The organism is Bradyrhizobium sp. 26S5 (assembly GCF_036923295.1).
In the GTDB taxonomy this organism is placed as follows: domain Bacteria; phylum Pseudomonadota; class Alphaproteobacteria; order Rhizobiales; family Xanthobacteraceae; genus Bradyrhizobium; species Bradyrhizobium septentrionale.
The window spans coordinates 7,052,323-7,066,698 of the sequence record NZ_CP145948.1 but is presented as its reverse complement, the minus strand read 5'-3'; the positions used below and the strand labels follow the sequence as shown (position 1 = coordinate 7,066,698).

General features: G+C 64.9%; 11 protein-coding genes. 3 read left to right on the top strand and 8 right to left on the bottom strand.

Annotated features, from left to right (window positions below):
- Window positions 1-8 precede the first annotated feature (8 nt).
- Entirely contained in the window at window positions 9-1,235 is a 1,227-nt protein-coding gene (locus V5279_RS33345) for a cytochrome-c peroxidase (RefSeq protein ID WP_414645863.1), read from the bottom strand.
- 125 nt (window positions 1,236-1,360) lie between these two features.
- On the opposite strand from V5279_RS33345, the gene V5279_RS33340 reads away from it, so the two are divergent.
- Window positions 1,361-2,926 (top strand): acid phosphatase, encoded by a 1,566-nt coding sequence (locus tag V5279_RS33340; RefSeq protein WP_338691337.1) that lies wholly within the window; start codon window positions 1,361-1,363, stop codon window positions 2,924-2,926.
- Window positions 2,927-3,087: 161 nt separating this feature from the next.
- On the opposite strand, the gene V5279_RS33335 is transcribed toward V5279_RS33340, so the two are convergent.
- The 4 genes from V5279_RS33335 to V5279_RS33320 all read right to left on the bottom strand — a co-directional run bounded on the left by V5279_RS33335 (window position 3,088) and on the right by V5279_RS33320 (window position 9,035).
- Window positions 3,088-4,485 (bottom strand): glycerophosphodiester phosphodiesterase family protein, encoded by a 1,398-nt coding sequence (locus tag V5279_RS33335; RefSeq protein ID WP_338691336.1) that lies wholly within the window; start codon window positions 4,483-4,485, stop codon window positions 3,088-3,090.
- A gap of 191 nt (window positions 4,486-4,676) precedes the next feature.
- A complete protein-coding gene (locus V5279_RS33330) occupies window positions 4,677-5,648 on the bottom strand; it encodes an HlyD family secretion protein (RefSeq protein ID WP_338691335.1) in 972 nt (323 codons plus the stop codon).
- Entirely contained in the window at window positions 5,635-7,965 is a 2,331-nt protein-coding gene (locus tag V5279_RS33325) for an ABC transporter permease (protein WP_338691334.1), read from the bottom strand. Before V5279_RS33325 ends, V5279_RS33330 begins: the two co-directional genes overlap by 14 nt.
- On the bottom strand, window positions 7,962-9,035 hold the full coding sequence (locus V5279_RS33320) for an HlyD family secretion protein (RefSeq protein ID WP_338691333.1): 1,074 nt from the start codon (window positions 9,033-9,035) through the stop codon (window positions 7,962-7,964). The genes V5279_RS33325 and V5279_RS33320 overlap by 4 nt, the downstream gene beginning before the upstream one ends.
- Window positions 9,036-9,570: 535 nt before the next feature.
- Between V5279_RS33320 and V5279_RS33315 the strand changes: the two genes are divergently transcribed.
- Both V5279_RS33315 and V5279_RS33310 read left to right on the top strand, forming a co-directional pair.
- Window positions 9,571-9,858 (top strand): hypothetical protein, encoded by a 288-nt coding sequence (locus tag V5279_RS33315; RefSeq protein ID WP_165122994.1) that lies wholly within the window; start codon window positions 9,571-9,573, stop codon window positions 9,856-9,858.
- Window positions 9,859-10,050: 192 nt separating this feature from the next.
- Window positions 10,051-10,266: a dodecin family protein gene (locus V5279_RS33310; protein ID WP_029078962.1), complete on the top strand. Its 216-nt coding sequence runs from the start codon at window positions 10,051-10,053 to the stop codon at window positions 10,264-10,266.
- 140 nt (window positions 10,267-10,406) lie between these two features.
- On the opposite strand, the gene V5279_RS33305 is transcribed toward V5279_RS33310, so the two are convergent.
- From V5279_RS33305 to V5279_RS33295, 3 genes are all read right to left on the bottom strand, one after another.
- Window positions 10,407-11,621, bottom strand: a complete 1,215-nt coding sequence (locus V5279_RS33305; RefSeq protein ID WP_166214828.1) for an ABC transporter substrate-binding protein — start codon at window positions 11,619-11,621, stop codon at window positions 10,407-10,409.
- A 138-nt stretch (window positions 11,622-11,759) separates the two neighbouring features.
- The gene (locus tag V5279_RS33300) at window positions 11,760-13,328 is read right to left on the bottom strand and encodes a DUF4403 family protein (protein WP_338701514.1); all 1,569 of its coding nucleotides are present in this window, start codon (window positions 13,326-13,328) and stop codon (window positions 11,760-11,762) included.
- A gap of 206 nt (window positions 13,329-13,534) precedes the next feature.
- Complete coding sequence (locus V5279_RS33295) at window positions 13,535-14,224, bottom strand: L,D-transpeptidase (protein ID WP_338691332.1); 690 nt, start codon at window positions 14,222-14,224, stop codon at window positions 13,535-13,537.
- Window positions 14,225-14,376: the final 152 nt, after the last annotated feature.

The following is a 14,376-nucleotide window of genomic DNA, read 5'->3' as shown; positions in this document are numbered from 1 at the left end:
GTGAGCCTTCACTTCGCCGGCTGATATCCGTCGGTCAGCGTCCCGAGAAAGGCAACGACATCGTCGATCTCGGCCGACGTCAAGGCTGGCTCATCTCCAGCCTTGCGGTCAAACGGCGGATCCATGCAGACGTTGGCCTTTGGCCTGTCGGGCAGATCGTCATATTTGTCGATGCTGCCTTCGGCGTTGCGCGGGTACCAACGCTCGGGCCGGGTTTCCCGCTCGACATAGAACCGCACGGCGTCGCGCAGGGAATGGACCGCGCCGTTGTGAAAGAAGGTCTGGCGTAGCGCGACATTGCGGAGTGTCGGGGTACGGAAGAGGCCGCAATAGTCCTCGCGCTTCAGGAAATCCGTGCGCAGGGGTCCACAGAGGCCGAGGTCGAAATAGGCCGGGTCCTTGTTGGCGGGAATGTCGGGATTGCGCGGCACGCCGAGTGCAATCAGTCCGTAATCGGTGAACTGGGGCGGGGTGCCGTCATTGCCCCGCCGGCTGATATGGCAGGAGGCGCAATTGCCTTTGTTCGCTGCATTGAACAGGTCGAGCCCCCGCGCTTCCGCGGGCGTGAGTTCGGCCTTGCCCGCCAGCACCGCGTCATATTTGCTCGAATAGGGATAAAAAGTCCGATAGTCCTGCTGGTACACTTCGAGTGCCTTGAGGGCCGTCTTGTACACGGTGGCGGGATTGGCGGCCTTCTTGGGCCCGGCAATGGCCGCGATCGCCTTGCCGTGGCCTGCGGCGAGCACCCGGCGGGCCACGTCGGCCTCGTTCCGATTGCCCATTTCGAAATCCGAGAGCAGCGGAATCCTGGCCTGGTCGGCACCACGGTCGACCCGCCCATCCCAGGTGAGGCCACCCGTCGGGCCATTGTCGACGCTTTCGTCGGCCTCGTCCTCGGAATCATGGAAATGCTCGGTGAAGGACGGCACCACCTGCAGATATTTCAGGGAGGGGACTGCGCGCACCCCTGGCTGACGCAGGTCGCCACCTCCCAGTTGCACCGCCATGGCATTGGCCGGGCCGAAACCGTGGGCGGGATCGTGGCAGGATGAACAGGCGAGCTTGCCGGACGGCGAGAGAGATGGATCGAAGAACAGGGCCTGACCGAGTGCGCTGAGCCGCTCGGCCAACCGGCGCGCCTCGGCACGCGACATTTCCTGCCTGGCCTGGCCGGGACCGATGGCCAAAGCCAGCAGCACGATCGCGGACGCGAAAGCCCGATACTTAATCCGCATGTTGCAAACCGCGCCTTTGGCTGGACATCGTCATGGCGATCCGAAGGTGCCTTTGCCGAGCGTCTGGGCTATGACGAAGACCGAACGGAACGATAGCAACAATCCGGTGAGTGCAGGGGGCTGGAATGCGAACGAAATCGGCGGTTGTCGTTTTTGCATCGAGTTTCTTGATCGGTGCGTGCGGTCCGGCGCTGGCAGCCGGGGACAGTCCGGGCGCCAAGAAGGATGCCGCCGTCGATCTGGCGCTGATCGACACGGTCGTCGTGATCTATGCGGAGAACCGCAGCTTCGACAATCTCTACGGCAGTTTTCCGGGCGCGAATGGCGTGGCCAGGGCGTCCGCCTCGACTCGGATCCAGCGCGATCGCGACGGCAAGCCGTTCCGTGAGTTGCCGCCGATCTGGGAAGGCCTGACCGCCAAGGGTGTCACGCCGCCGATCACCCAGGCCGAGACCGAGCATCTGCCCAATCGCCCCTTCTATGCTGACGATCCGAAGGGCTTCAGGCTGAGCTACGGCACCATCACGCGCGACCTCTGGCACCGCTTTTATCAGAACCAGATGCAGATCAATGGCGGGCGTAACGACAAATTCGTTGCCCATGCCGACTCGGGCGCCCTGGTGATGAGCCTGTGGGACGGATCGAAATTGGCGATGTGGAAGCTGGCCGAGAAATATGTGCTGGCCGACAATTTCTTCATGGGGGCCTTCGGCGGCTCCTTCCTCAACCATCAATGGCTGGTCTGCGCCTGCGTACCTTACTATCCCCGTGCCGATACCAACCCCGCCAAGCCGTCGATCTCCGTTGTCGAGCGCGACGGCGTGACGTTGACGCAGGCCGCCAACTCGCCGAAATCGGCGATGGACGGCATTCCGAAATATGCCGGCGACGGCAATCTCACCCCTGATTTCTACGCCGTGAACACCATGCAGCCGCCCTATCAGCCGAGCGGCAACGACCCCGCGAAGGACGGCGACAAGGCCTATGCGGATCCGAAGAATGCGACGACGCTTGTGCCGCAGATCGAGCCGACCATCGGAGACTTGCTCAGCCTCAAGCACGTGACGTGGGCCTGGTATGGCGGGGCCTGGCAGGATGTGCTCGACCATGGCAACAAGTCGCCGGTGCCGAACTTCCAGTATCACCACCAGCCTCTCAATTACTATGCGAGCTTCGCCCCGGGCACCGCTTCCCGTGCCGAGCATCTGCTTGACGGCGGCTTGGCGGGCAAGGAGTTCATCAAGGCGATCGACGACGGTAAGCTGCCGCAGGTTTCCTTCTACAAGCCGCAGGGCGACCTCAACGAGCATTCGGGCTATGCCGATATCCAGGCCGGCGACAGCCATATCGCCGATGTCGTCGCGCATCTCGAGAAGAGCCCGCAATGGCCGCATATGCTGGTCGTCATCACCCATGACGAGAATGGCGGCCTGTGGGATCACGTGGCACCCCCCAAGGGCGATCGGTGGGGCCCTGGCTCACGCATCCCGGCCATCATCGTCTCTCCCTATGCGCGCCGCGGCTTTGTCGATCATACGCCGATGGACACGACATCGATCCTGCGCTTCATCACGCGCCGCTTCGAACTGCCGACGCTGCACGGCATCACCGTGCGCGACGCTGCGATCGCCGCGCATGGTCAGAAGCCGCTCGGCGACCTGACCAGCGCGCTGGCGCTCAAGGGGAACTGAGGCGGAGGTTGTATACCCGTCCGGCCGCGCTCAGGAGCCGCAGCGCGAGGCGCTTCCGTTCGCGCCTTGCCATCGGCCACAGGCCGGACAGTGTCGCTTTCAGATGAAGGTGTGACCGCGGTGCTGCACGACATGCATCCGCGGCCTTCGCATGGCCGGCATCACCAGCCGAGTTCACGCAGATAGGCCGCCCGGGCGGCGACTCCGGTGTGGGTGAAATCCGTGAAGACCCCGTCCACGCCGAGACGGAAGAACTTCAGATATTCCAGGCCCGGATCGCCGCGATAGTCGGCCGCCAGATATTTCTTCTCGTTTCGGAAGGTGAAGACATGCACGAACAGGCCGAGCTTGTGCGCATCGGCAATGACGCTGGTTGCGTCCTGCGTCGAGGCCTCCGGCGTCGATCCCTTGTAGGGCTTGCCGTCGGCGTTGCTGTCCTTCCAGGGTGAGATCTTCAACGGAACGATATAGGCCTTCCACGGACCGATGCCGTCGGCATAGGTCTTGATCTCCGCGAGGCCCTCAGGGGTCAGCATCGCATCGAAGCCGCGCGAGTCGCCCGCAACCGTCCAGTCGTACGGACGCGACGTGGCGATGTTGTTCAGCAGGACCTTGCCGGTCTTGAAGTCGACACCGTTGCCGTCCATCAGCTGAACCTGCCGCGTCTGAAGCCCGTGACTGCGCATGTATTTCAGGCTGCCGGGCTCAAAGCTCTGAACGATGATCGGAGCGTCCTTCGCGTTGAGGCCGTTATCCCTGATGATCTTGATCAGGGCATCCTCGAGCGGGCGGCTGCCGGGCGCGCCGCAGCCATTGGCGATGGCCTGGGCATTGTTCCAGGTCGGATTCTTGGTCTCCGGATAGACCATGATGGGACGCCCCACAGCCTTGCTCTTGGCCTTGGCGATGTCGATGACGTCCTGGAAACTGATGATCGGGAATTTGCCGTTGAACAGCTTCGGCCTTTCGTTGGCCGCATCATAGGTGGTGCCGGCGATCCAGTCCTTCAGCTCGGCCATTGTGAAGTCGGTGATCGACCAGTCATTGGTATGGTCATCGCCGTCGACGATCAGCGCTTTCAGCACCGATTTGGGATCGGCCGGATCGATCAGGTCGGTGGGGAATTCGGCAGGTCCGCCGGTGGGAAGCTGGGTCCAGTTCGGCTTGAGACGGACGCCCGGCGCCGTGCGCTTGCGGGCCGCAACCGCGGCATTGGTCTTCGCCACCTCGGCAACGTTGGTGTTGTCGCCGAGCCACGGGTTGTGACGCGCCACCAGCACGCAATCCTTGGTCAGGTGCAGGTCCTCTTCGAGCGCGTCCGTTCCGAGATCGGCGGCGAGCTCATACGATGCCTCGGTCTCCTCGGGCACCAGGCCCGGCACGCCGCGATGCCCGATGACGAGCGGCGGCTTTCCATCGAGGGTCAGGAACGGCTTGTTGCCGGCCGGCACTGACGTGGTTTGCGCTGACGCGATCGATGGCGGGAGCATCGCCAAAGCCGCCGCACCGAACAGCATCGCTGCAAGATGTACTTTCCGTCCTGAACGAATGTGCTTCACGGCCACGCCTCCATCTTTGGTGTAGCGTCGGGTCGAGTGCCACAAGGGCCGAGCCGTTCGACGCTGCTGTCTTCTTGTCTCAATCTCCTGACAGCTGGATGACTGTCGGGCGGGGTGGGCCGACAAAAGCTTTTGAAATGCATCGCGGCGACGCGCACGTCACCGCGGTTCGGGGCCGAGCGTCGCGCGCTTCATCGCTCGATCCGGACGGTCATGCCGGGCTCGAGGCCTTCCGCGGCGCCGGCGAGATCGAGACGCAGCCGCAGCGTGCTGCGGTCATGATCGCCGATCACGCGCTCGGCCTGCCAGGTGGCGAAGGTGCCGAGCGGCCGCAATTCGGTGATGGCGGCCTTGGTGGCGCCGGCGGCGGCATTCCGGATCACGTTCACGGTCTTTCCGATCGCAAGGCCGTCGAGATGATCCTCGCGCACGTTGAACGACAGCCATTGCTTGCCGGCCGCCGCGACCATCAGGATCGGCTGGCCCGCGCGAACGTTCTCGCCCACTTCCGCAGCGATGACACTGACCACGCCGTCGGCCGGCGCGCGCAACACCATCTTGTCGAGCCGGCGCTCGAGCACCGCGACGGCGGCCGCGGCCGCCTGCACCTGCGCGTCGGCGATGGCGCGCTCCTCCTTGGTCGGCCCGGCCACCGCGGCGTCGTAATTGGCCTGGGCTGCCGCCACGCCGGCGCGTGCCGCGGCAACGTCATTTACCGCCTGGTCGAGTGCCTGCTGGGTTTCAAAACTCTGGCTCGCTAACGTGGTGATCCGCTTGAGCTGGACCTCGACATATTCGAGGCGCGACTTGGCCTTGGAGATGGCCGCCTGCAGGGAATCGACTTGCTCGCGGCGAACGCCGGCATAGACGTTGTTGCGGCTTGCGACGGCAGCGGCGAGCGCGGCCCGCGCCTGGTCGGCCTGCGCGGTCAACTCGACCGCGGAGAGCTTCGCCAGAACGTCGCCTGCATGCACCCGCGCGCCTTTCTCGACCGCGATCGATACCAGCTGGCCGTTCACCTCCGGCTCGACCCTGACCTCGGTCGAGCGGACGACACCGACGGTTGCGGGGGACGACCTCGCGCGCTTCTCGGAATAGATCAGCGCGCCCGCGACGAGCACAAGCGGGACCGCGATCAGGGCGATGCGCCTAGCGTTGGGCATGTTGCTGTCCTCTCTTGAACACCAGCGCGGAGATCACGGCGAGTGCGAAATAGCCCAGCGCCAAACACCACAGTCCGAGCCAGTCATGCGAGACCTCCCAGATGCTGGCGCCGAGCTGGTTAATGCGCACGAGGCCGTCGATCGCGGAGTCGGCCGGAAACAGCCGGCCCAGCGCGGTGGCCGCAGCGGGGATGGCCTCGCGCGGCCATGCAAAGCCGGCGGTGAAGAATTGCGGCAGGCTGGTCGCCAGCAGCAGGATGGTGGCGTTTTCCGGCCGCGTGAACCAGGCGCCGATCGCCTGTCCCATAAAACTCGTCGCCAGCAGGAAGACGGTCGCCAGCGCAAAGATCTGCGGCAGATGGCCAAGCGTCGAGAAACCGTAGATGCGTGGCAGCACGATCAGATAGAGCGCGAGCGCCGGCAAATAGATCGTCAGATGGGCGATGCCGCGCCCGAATACGCCGGCGAACGCGCCGCGGCCGCTGGCCAGCGCGGTGCCGGTCAGCATCGCCGCTCCGATCAGGAGCGTCTGCTGCAGGATCAGGATGAACGCCGCCGGGACGATGTAGCTCGCATAGCCGCCGACCGGATTGAAGATCGGTTGCAGCAGAACGTCAGATGGGCTGAGGCTCGCGAGCTTCGCCTTGACCAGGCTGCCGTCGGCGCGGCCGCCGCGCGACACCAGCTCCGATGTCAGCGTGCCGATCGCGGTGGCGACGCCGCTTGCGGTCGATCTGAAGACGAACAGATAGGTGGCGTCGGCGTAGACCGGAATGTGGGCGGTGATGCCCTTGAGCACGTCGCGTTCGGTGCCGGGCGGGATCTGCACCGCGGCAAACGCATCGCCGCGGTCGATCGCGGTGCGCGCCTCCGCCAGCGTGCGGGCGCGCACCGTCACGCTCAACGTGCCGCTGGCATCGAGCGTCTCGACGATCTGGCGGGAGAGATCGCTGAGATCATTGTCGACGACCGCGATCGGCAGCTTGCGCAGGATCTGGTTCAGATAGGGCTGCGGATAATAGATGCCGTAGATCAGCGGGGCGATGAACAGCAAAGTGAAAGCGCTGCGTGTTCCGAGCACGCGCCGCCACTCCCCGATGAAGGCGCCGCCGACGCCTGACGGTGCCTGTTCGCTGACCGGCGGTTCGGCCGGCCGCTCTGTCGCAAACCAGCCTCTGCGCGTCAGGCTCGCCATCCGCAGCCATGCGAGGCCGGCAAACAGCAGCGCGAGCCCGGCGAGCGCGGCGAAGGGAACAGCGGATTCCGTTGCCGGCAACCCGCGCGCCGCCTGTCCCATCAGCACCGCCATGTACCAGCGCAGCGGCAGGATCGCACTCCAGACCTGCGCAAACGTATTCATGCCGATGGTGGGAAAGCCGACGCCGGCGTAGCCGAACGCAGGCGAGGCGATCAGGCCGGCAAGTCCCAATCCGGTCGCGAGATCGCCGACCAGAAGCTGCAGCAGCGCGCCGACCGACAGATAGGCGATGATGAGGATTGAGGCGGCGGCGATCATCAGCAGCGCGTCGCCCTTGAAGGGGATCTGCAGCACGCCCTCCAGCACCAGCGGCTGGGCCAGCATGATCACGACGAAGATCAAGAACAGCGGCGCCAGCTTGCCGGCAAGTGCTGCGACCGGATCGCCGCCGGCGCTTGCGAGCCACTCTCGCGCATTGCGGCGGCGGAACTCGGAGCCGACCGAATAGCCGGCAGCGAGCGTGATCACGACATGGATGATGGTGGGCAGCAGCGCGCGCAGCAGGAACTGCGCGTAGTTCTTCTGCGGATTGACCAGCGCGATGGTCTCCGCGCTCAGCGTGCCGATCGAGGACGGCGCCGGTGCCGCGCGCCTGGCGGGAGCTGCCGCGTTCGCGGCGGCGGTCAGCGCATCGCTCAGCCCCGAGGAGGCGATGCCGGCCGCGGTCAGGAACTGCTGGTTGTAGAAGCCGACCAACTGCGGACGGCGATCGGCCTTCAGGTCGCGCTCGAAATTCGGCGGGATGAAGATCGCCGAAATCGCCTTGCCGGACCGGATGTCCTGCACCGCGGTCGACAGCGATCCGGAATCGTCGACGATGCGCAAGCTTGGCGACGCGGCGACATGCTGCATCAGCGCGCGCGAGGTATCCGACTTGTCGGCGTCGACGATGGTGACGCCGAGCCCGCGGATCACCGGCTGGCTGAACACGGTGGTGAGCACCACGAACGCGAACAGCGGCACGCCGAAAATCAACAGCAGCGCGACGCGATCGCGGAACAGCCACAGGCATTCGCGTTGCGCGACCAGCCAGAATCCCGGCTTCGATGCCAGCCTCATTGGCGCGACCGCCAGTCGAGATAGGCGCTCATGCCCGGACGCAATTCGGGCACCGGCTGCACCGGGTAGGCGCGGATCGAGAATGTCCGCAAATCGAAATCGCCGGTGGCGCGCGTCGCCCGCCAGCTCGCATACTCGCCCTTGGTTGCGATCAGCTTGACCTCGACGGTGACATGACGGTCGTCGAGCGCGGGAATGCGGACGTCGAATCTGTCGCCGACCTTGAGGCCCTTGACCAGATCCTCGCGCAGATCGAAGTGGATCCAGAGATCGCCGAGATCGATCAGCGTCACCAGCGGCACGCCCGGTGAGACATATTCGCCCGGCTCGACATTGCGCTGATAGACCTGCGAGGCGACCGGCGCGTAGACCGCGAGCTGATCAATGACCGATTTGACACTCTGAATGTCCGCTTCGGCCTTCTCGACATTGGCTTTCGCGATCGCGCGCTCTTCCTTGGTGTAGCCGTTGACCGCCTGCTCATAGGCCGACTTGGCCTGATCGAGCCCGCGCTCGGCTTCATGCAGCGCATCGGTGGTCTGGTCGAGACGCGCCTGCGGCGCGTTGCCTTGCTCCGTCAGCGTCTTGGCGCGATCGAAGGTCTTCTGCGCCAGCACCTGGGCTGCCTCCGCGCGCTCCATCTCGGCCTTGCGCGCAGCGATGGTCTCGGCCCGCGTGCCGACCAGCACATTGGCGAGCTGGGCGTCGGCGACCGCCTTGGCCCCGCGCATCTGGTCTTGTTTTGCAAGGGTTTCCGGATTGTCGATGCGCACCAGCACGGCGCCGGCGGTGACGTTCTGGCCGCGCTCGACCGGGATCTCCTTGACCCGTCCGTCGACGCGCGCGGCGATATCGAGCCGCGTGGCATCGACCTCACCCTGCACCAGCAGCGGTTCCGGCCGCAGCAGATAATAGATCGACAGCGCAATGATGATGGCAGCAATGACACCGACGATGATGGCCGGCGTGCGCGTCGCGGCGTGCGGATTCGCAGGCGGATTCTCTTGGCCTGGTGCAGGTGCCGGCTCGGGCGTGCTTTGGTTTTCGTTACCAGAGGCTTGCACGTCCATGGCTCACTCCACTTGGCTCACGATCACGATAGCCATTCACTATGGCGCGGATGTTAAGCCCTGCCAACCTCGGCCGCTTGTCCGATCCGGCTCGAATTTGACCGGCTTCGAAAGCAGTGCATCGGTGCTGCCGAAAGCATCTCGTTGCAAGGTTCTCATCGGCGGGCGGTTGCATGCACAATTCCGGCAGCAGCGGGAATTGGCGTCGTGCATCGGCCGGACGTCTCCAAGCGCGAAGCTTGAATGCTCGTGCACGCGACCGGCAAGCCTGCCGTGCGTTGAATCCGATTTTGCGCGGATCTGCTGATGCGATCACCCGCATGCCGGCTGACGCGACTTCGGCGCCAGCGACGCCACGCAAACACAGCAGCCTTGCCTGCCGCGCATAGCCTGCCGGATCACACGGATATTTGACGCCCCGGGCCCGAATAAATCGTATCCGATTAAATCGGGATACTTGAAGTCAGCTCGCGCGCTGCCTTTATCAAGCGCGAACGAACTAATCGTATGCGATGCAAATCGCGGGAGCGTTACCATGACCACCAGGATTTCCCACGTCGGAATCACGTTCAAAACCATCGCGCTGGCCCTGGCGCTGTCGGCCGTCACGGCGACGGCGGCCTCGGCCCAGGCTGCAATCTCCGAGCCGGCCGCCTACCAGGCGCTCTATCCCTATCGCGACGTGCTCAATAACGGCGCGCCGACGCCGGCGGCAAAACTGGTACTGGAGCCGCCCGCAGTGCTGCAGGCGCTTCAGGCCCAGGAGAGCGGCATCGGCATCGTTCACGCGCCGCGCCACGGTTCGCATCGTGCAGGCCGATAGAGCTAGCGCTTTCAAAACGAAGCGGATCGATTGCGCGGTCCCGGTGATCGCGTGGTCGAAGCTCTGCACGGTGCCGGCGCGCCGCCCTGCACGCTGATTGGTGCGGCGCATCCTATCAGCCCGGAAATCCCGATGTTAGGCTGGTCGCGGCAGGAGCGTTTGCGTCCTGTCTGACAGCAACGGGAGGACGACATGGCTGAGAGCGTCTACAAGGTTATCGAGCTGATCGGTACCAGCAAGGACTCCTGGGAAAAGGCCGCCACAGCGGCGGTCAGCAGGGCCGGAGAGTCCCTGCGCGATTTGCGCGTCGCCGAGGTCGTCCAGCTCGATCTGCAACTGGACGCCGCAGGCAAGGTCGAAGCTTACCGTGCCAAGTTGAAAGTCTCATTCAAGTTCGAAGGTTCGTAGGCGCACGCAAAGCCGCTCCCCACGAATTCGCGATGGCGTCTAGAGCTTCGGTTCTGATTTGAATCAGAACCGAAGCTCTAGCTTGTTGTATTGACGCGTTTTCTTCACGTGAACCGGCGTCCACTTCGCTCGAAAACGCTCTAGTTCGATTTCACCAGGGGGCAGCCGCCCTTGTCGAGCGGGCGGAAGGCTTCGTCGCCGGGCACGGTGGCGATCAGCTTGTAGAGGTCCCACTCGCCCTTGGATTCCTCGGGCTTCTTGACCTCGAACAGGTACATGTCGTGCACCATGCGGCCGTCGATCCGGATATGGCCGTTCTTGGCGAAGAAGTCGTTGACCGGCGTGGCGCGCATTTGGGCCATCACCTTCGGCGCCTCGTCGGTGCCGATTGCCTCGATCGCCTTCAGGTAATGCATGGTCGCCGAATAGAGGCCGGCCTGGATCATGGTCGGCATGTGGCCGACCTTCTCGTTGAAGCGCTTCGAGAAGGCGCGGGTCTCGTCGTTCATGTCCCAGTAGAAGGCGTCGGTGACGATCAGGCCTTGGGTGGCCTTGATGCCGAGCGAATGCGTGTCGGTGATCTCCTGCAGCAGCGCGATCATCTTCTGGCCGCCCTGGGTCAGGCCGAACTCGGAGGCCTGCTTCAGCGCGTTGGTGGTGTCGCCGCCGGCATTCGCCAGCGCCACGACCTTTGCCTTCGAGGCCTGCGCTTGCAGCAGGAACGACGAGAAGTCCGACGAGTTGAGCGGATGCCGCACGTCGCCCAGCACCTTGCCGCCGCTTTCCTTGACGACGTTGGCGGCATCGCGCTCCAACGCCATGCCGAAGGCGTAGTCGGCGGTGACGAAGAACCAGGTGTCCTCGCCGCGCTTGACCATTGCCTTGCCGGCGACGTTCGACAGCGCGTAGGTGTCGTAGGTCCAGTGCACCGTGTTGGGCGAGCAGGCAGTACCGGTGATGTCGGAGGAGCCGCCGCCGGAGTTGATGTGGATCTTGTTCTTCTCGCGCGTCAGCGCCGAGATCGGCAGCGCGACCGAGGAGGTCGGCACGTCGAATATCGCATCGACCTTGTCATTGTCATACCAGTTGCGTGCGATGTTGACGCCGACGTCGGGCTTGTTCTGGTGATCGGCGACGACCACCTGCACGGGCTTGCCCTTCACCTTGGCGCCGTAATCGGCGACCGCCATCTCGACGGCTGCGACCGAGCCCTTGCCGGTGGCGTCCGCATAAAGGCTCGACATGTCGGTGAGGACGCCGATCTTGACAACGTCGTCGGAGATCTGGGCGTTGGCCGCGGTGCCGGAGGCCGCCAACGCGAGGCCGGCCGCTGCTGCGGCCAAGAGCGATTTCATCGTGTTTTCTCCCTGATTTTTCGTTCGAGTTACTTGGAGGGTTGCTTCCACGGGGCACCTTCTATCTGGTGCGGCAACCTGTCGCAAAGACGACTTTTTGGGCATACGCGGCCGGATGGAACAGCCGGATCCGCGCCCTTACTGCGCCGGGAGCGCGGTGACGGCGGCCTTGATGGTGCCGTCGGTTTCCACGATGACCCGGATCGTCTTCGAATCGAACTCGATGCCGGCGAGCCGGATGCTGTTGACCTCGGCGTCGACGCGGATGCCTTCCTCGTTCTTCTGCAGATCGGCGATCGCGGCGGCGATCTTGCGTTGCGCGTTGCTCGCGAATGGCTTCTGGTCGACGACCAGGCGGTCGGCGAGCGCCTGCTGCAGGTGCGGGATCGCCGCGCGCGCGGCGGCGCCGAGCAGGCCGAACGCGGCCTCGGATTCGACCGCCAGTTCGACGTCGGCCAGCCGCAGCGTCTGCGCCTGCTGGTCGAGCCGCGGCCGGCCCCAGATGTACACGGTCGCCTCGGCGCCAAGGCCGAACCAGCTGGTCTTTTCCTTGGCGTGCACCAGGAGCGAGATCAACAGCCGGTCGCCGGAGGCGGCGATGCTCGCGCTCTTGACGGTCACGTCGACCGCGCCGGAACCGTCCTCGGGGAAGGTCTTGCCCTTGAGCTGCGCCTCCACGAGCTGGGTCAGCGTGGTGAAGGACATGTCGACCGGCAGGCCGACTGCGACCTGGCTCGGCATCGGCGGCACGATCGAGAGTTTGTCCGGGAACGGGCAGTTCGGGGTGGTCTGCGTCTCCGTGATCCGCGTCTCGGCCTCGATCCCCATGGTGAGGATCATCGCGGACGCATCGACCTTCGGCTGCGCGGCGATGGCGCGGATCGGCTTCAGCTCGAGCCACATCGGCGGCATCGACGAGGTGCCGCCGGTGCCCTGCAGCGGGATCGAGCGGCAGGCCTTGGTCCATTGCGCGCGGGCGCTGTTCTGGAACACCGGGTCGTTGTGCAGCCGCGCCTCGACCGCGGAAATCTGGTCGGCGACCGCCTTGTCGATCACCGGCTTGACCTGGGCCGGCACGCTGATGCGCACGCCGGCGGCCGACAGGCTGGTGTCGCCGAGATTGACCTGCGCCTGCAGGTTCGGCTCGATCCGCCAGGACGCACCGAGCTTCGGCCGCGAGGTCAGGGTGACGCTGCCCTTGATCTCGGCGTTGGCGTTGACGTTCTTGATGTTCACCGCGCCGATCTGCTTGGCGACATTGCCACCGAGCAGGCTGCCGAGTGCGTTGCTGACCGCGCCGGTCGCCTGCGCTGACAGCGAACCGGTAACCTTGAGCGTCCCGCTGATCGGGGTCGTCAGCGTCAGCACGTCCTGCGCGCCGGTGGCCGCGATCGGCCCGCGCGACGCCGTCCAGCCGATATCGGCATTTTGCAGGATCTGCTGCACCGGATTGTCGGCCTTGCCGCCAAAGGTCTTTGGCGCGCCGCGTTCGGCGGCGTCGCGGATCGCCGACAGCGCGACCGAGACTTGCGCCACGACCGTCGAGGAGCGCGGCGCCTGCGGCAGCGGCGGCAGTTGCGTGAGCTGCGGCGACGGCACGGTGGCGCTCGGCGCCAGCCAATCCATCGCCTTGAGGCTGATCACGAACGAGATCAGCACCACCGTGATCCCGAGCGCTATCGTCCTTGGATGCATCGGTAGACGCATCATCCCCCCGGTAGAAATGAACTTGACCGGGGTTGTACAGGCCCCCCGAGCAGGGCACCAGTGTGGCCGGATCAAGCTGGTTCGGGGGCGGAAGCAGGTCGCGGCCAGAGATCGCCAAGCGATCGCCACGGAGGTTAACGATTATGAACGCGACAACGGCCCCGGCGTGGCACCGGGGCCGTTGTCGATGTCTCGATATGTCCGGCTTAGCGGGTGGCCGAGCCGAGGTCGGCGCGGCGGTCGGTCATCGGCAGCACGATCACCTTGGTGCCGACGCTGACCCGCGAATAGAGGTCGGAGACATCTGCATTGGTCAGGCGCAGGCAGCCCGAGGAGACGCGGGTGCCGATCGTCTCTGGCGCGTTGGTGCCGTGGATGCGATAGATGGTGCCGCCGAGATACATGGCGCGGGCGCCGAGCGGGTTGCCGGGGCCGCCGGCCATGTGGCGCGGCAGATAGGGCTGGCGGGCGATCATTTCCGGGGGCGGGGTCCAATCCGGCCATTCCGACTTCTTGGTGATGGTCTGGGTACCCGACCAGGTGAAACCGTCGCGGCCGATACCGATGCCGTAGCGCATGGCCTGGCCATTGCCGAGCACGAGGTAGAGATAGGTGTTCGGGGTATCGATGATGATGGTGCCCGGCGCCTCACGGGTCGGATAGGTGACGACCTGGCGGCGCAGCCGGGCGGGCAATTCAACCGAACGGTCTTCCTCCTGCGCCTGCGGCATCGACTGCACCGGCGGCTGCACCGCCTGGGTCGGCGGCGTCAGGATGAACGGGAAGATCGGCAGCGGCGCGGCCGCGGCGGAATTCGAGAAAGCGACGGTACCGATCGCCAGCGCACCGAAGGCGGCGGCAGCGAGACGTGCGTTCAGCTTGATGGAATTGAACATTGTCGACCCCTGTTGTTTGCGCCCTGCGCGCCAGTTCCGGCGCGTCGTTGGGTCAAACAAGTACAGATCAGGCGTTTCAGGACGTTTGCACGAAATCGCCAAAATGGTTTCGTGCCGTTAGGGATTTGTTTCGTCCGTGTTTCGTCGAACGG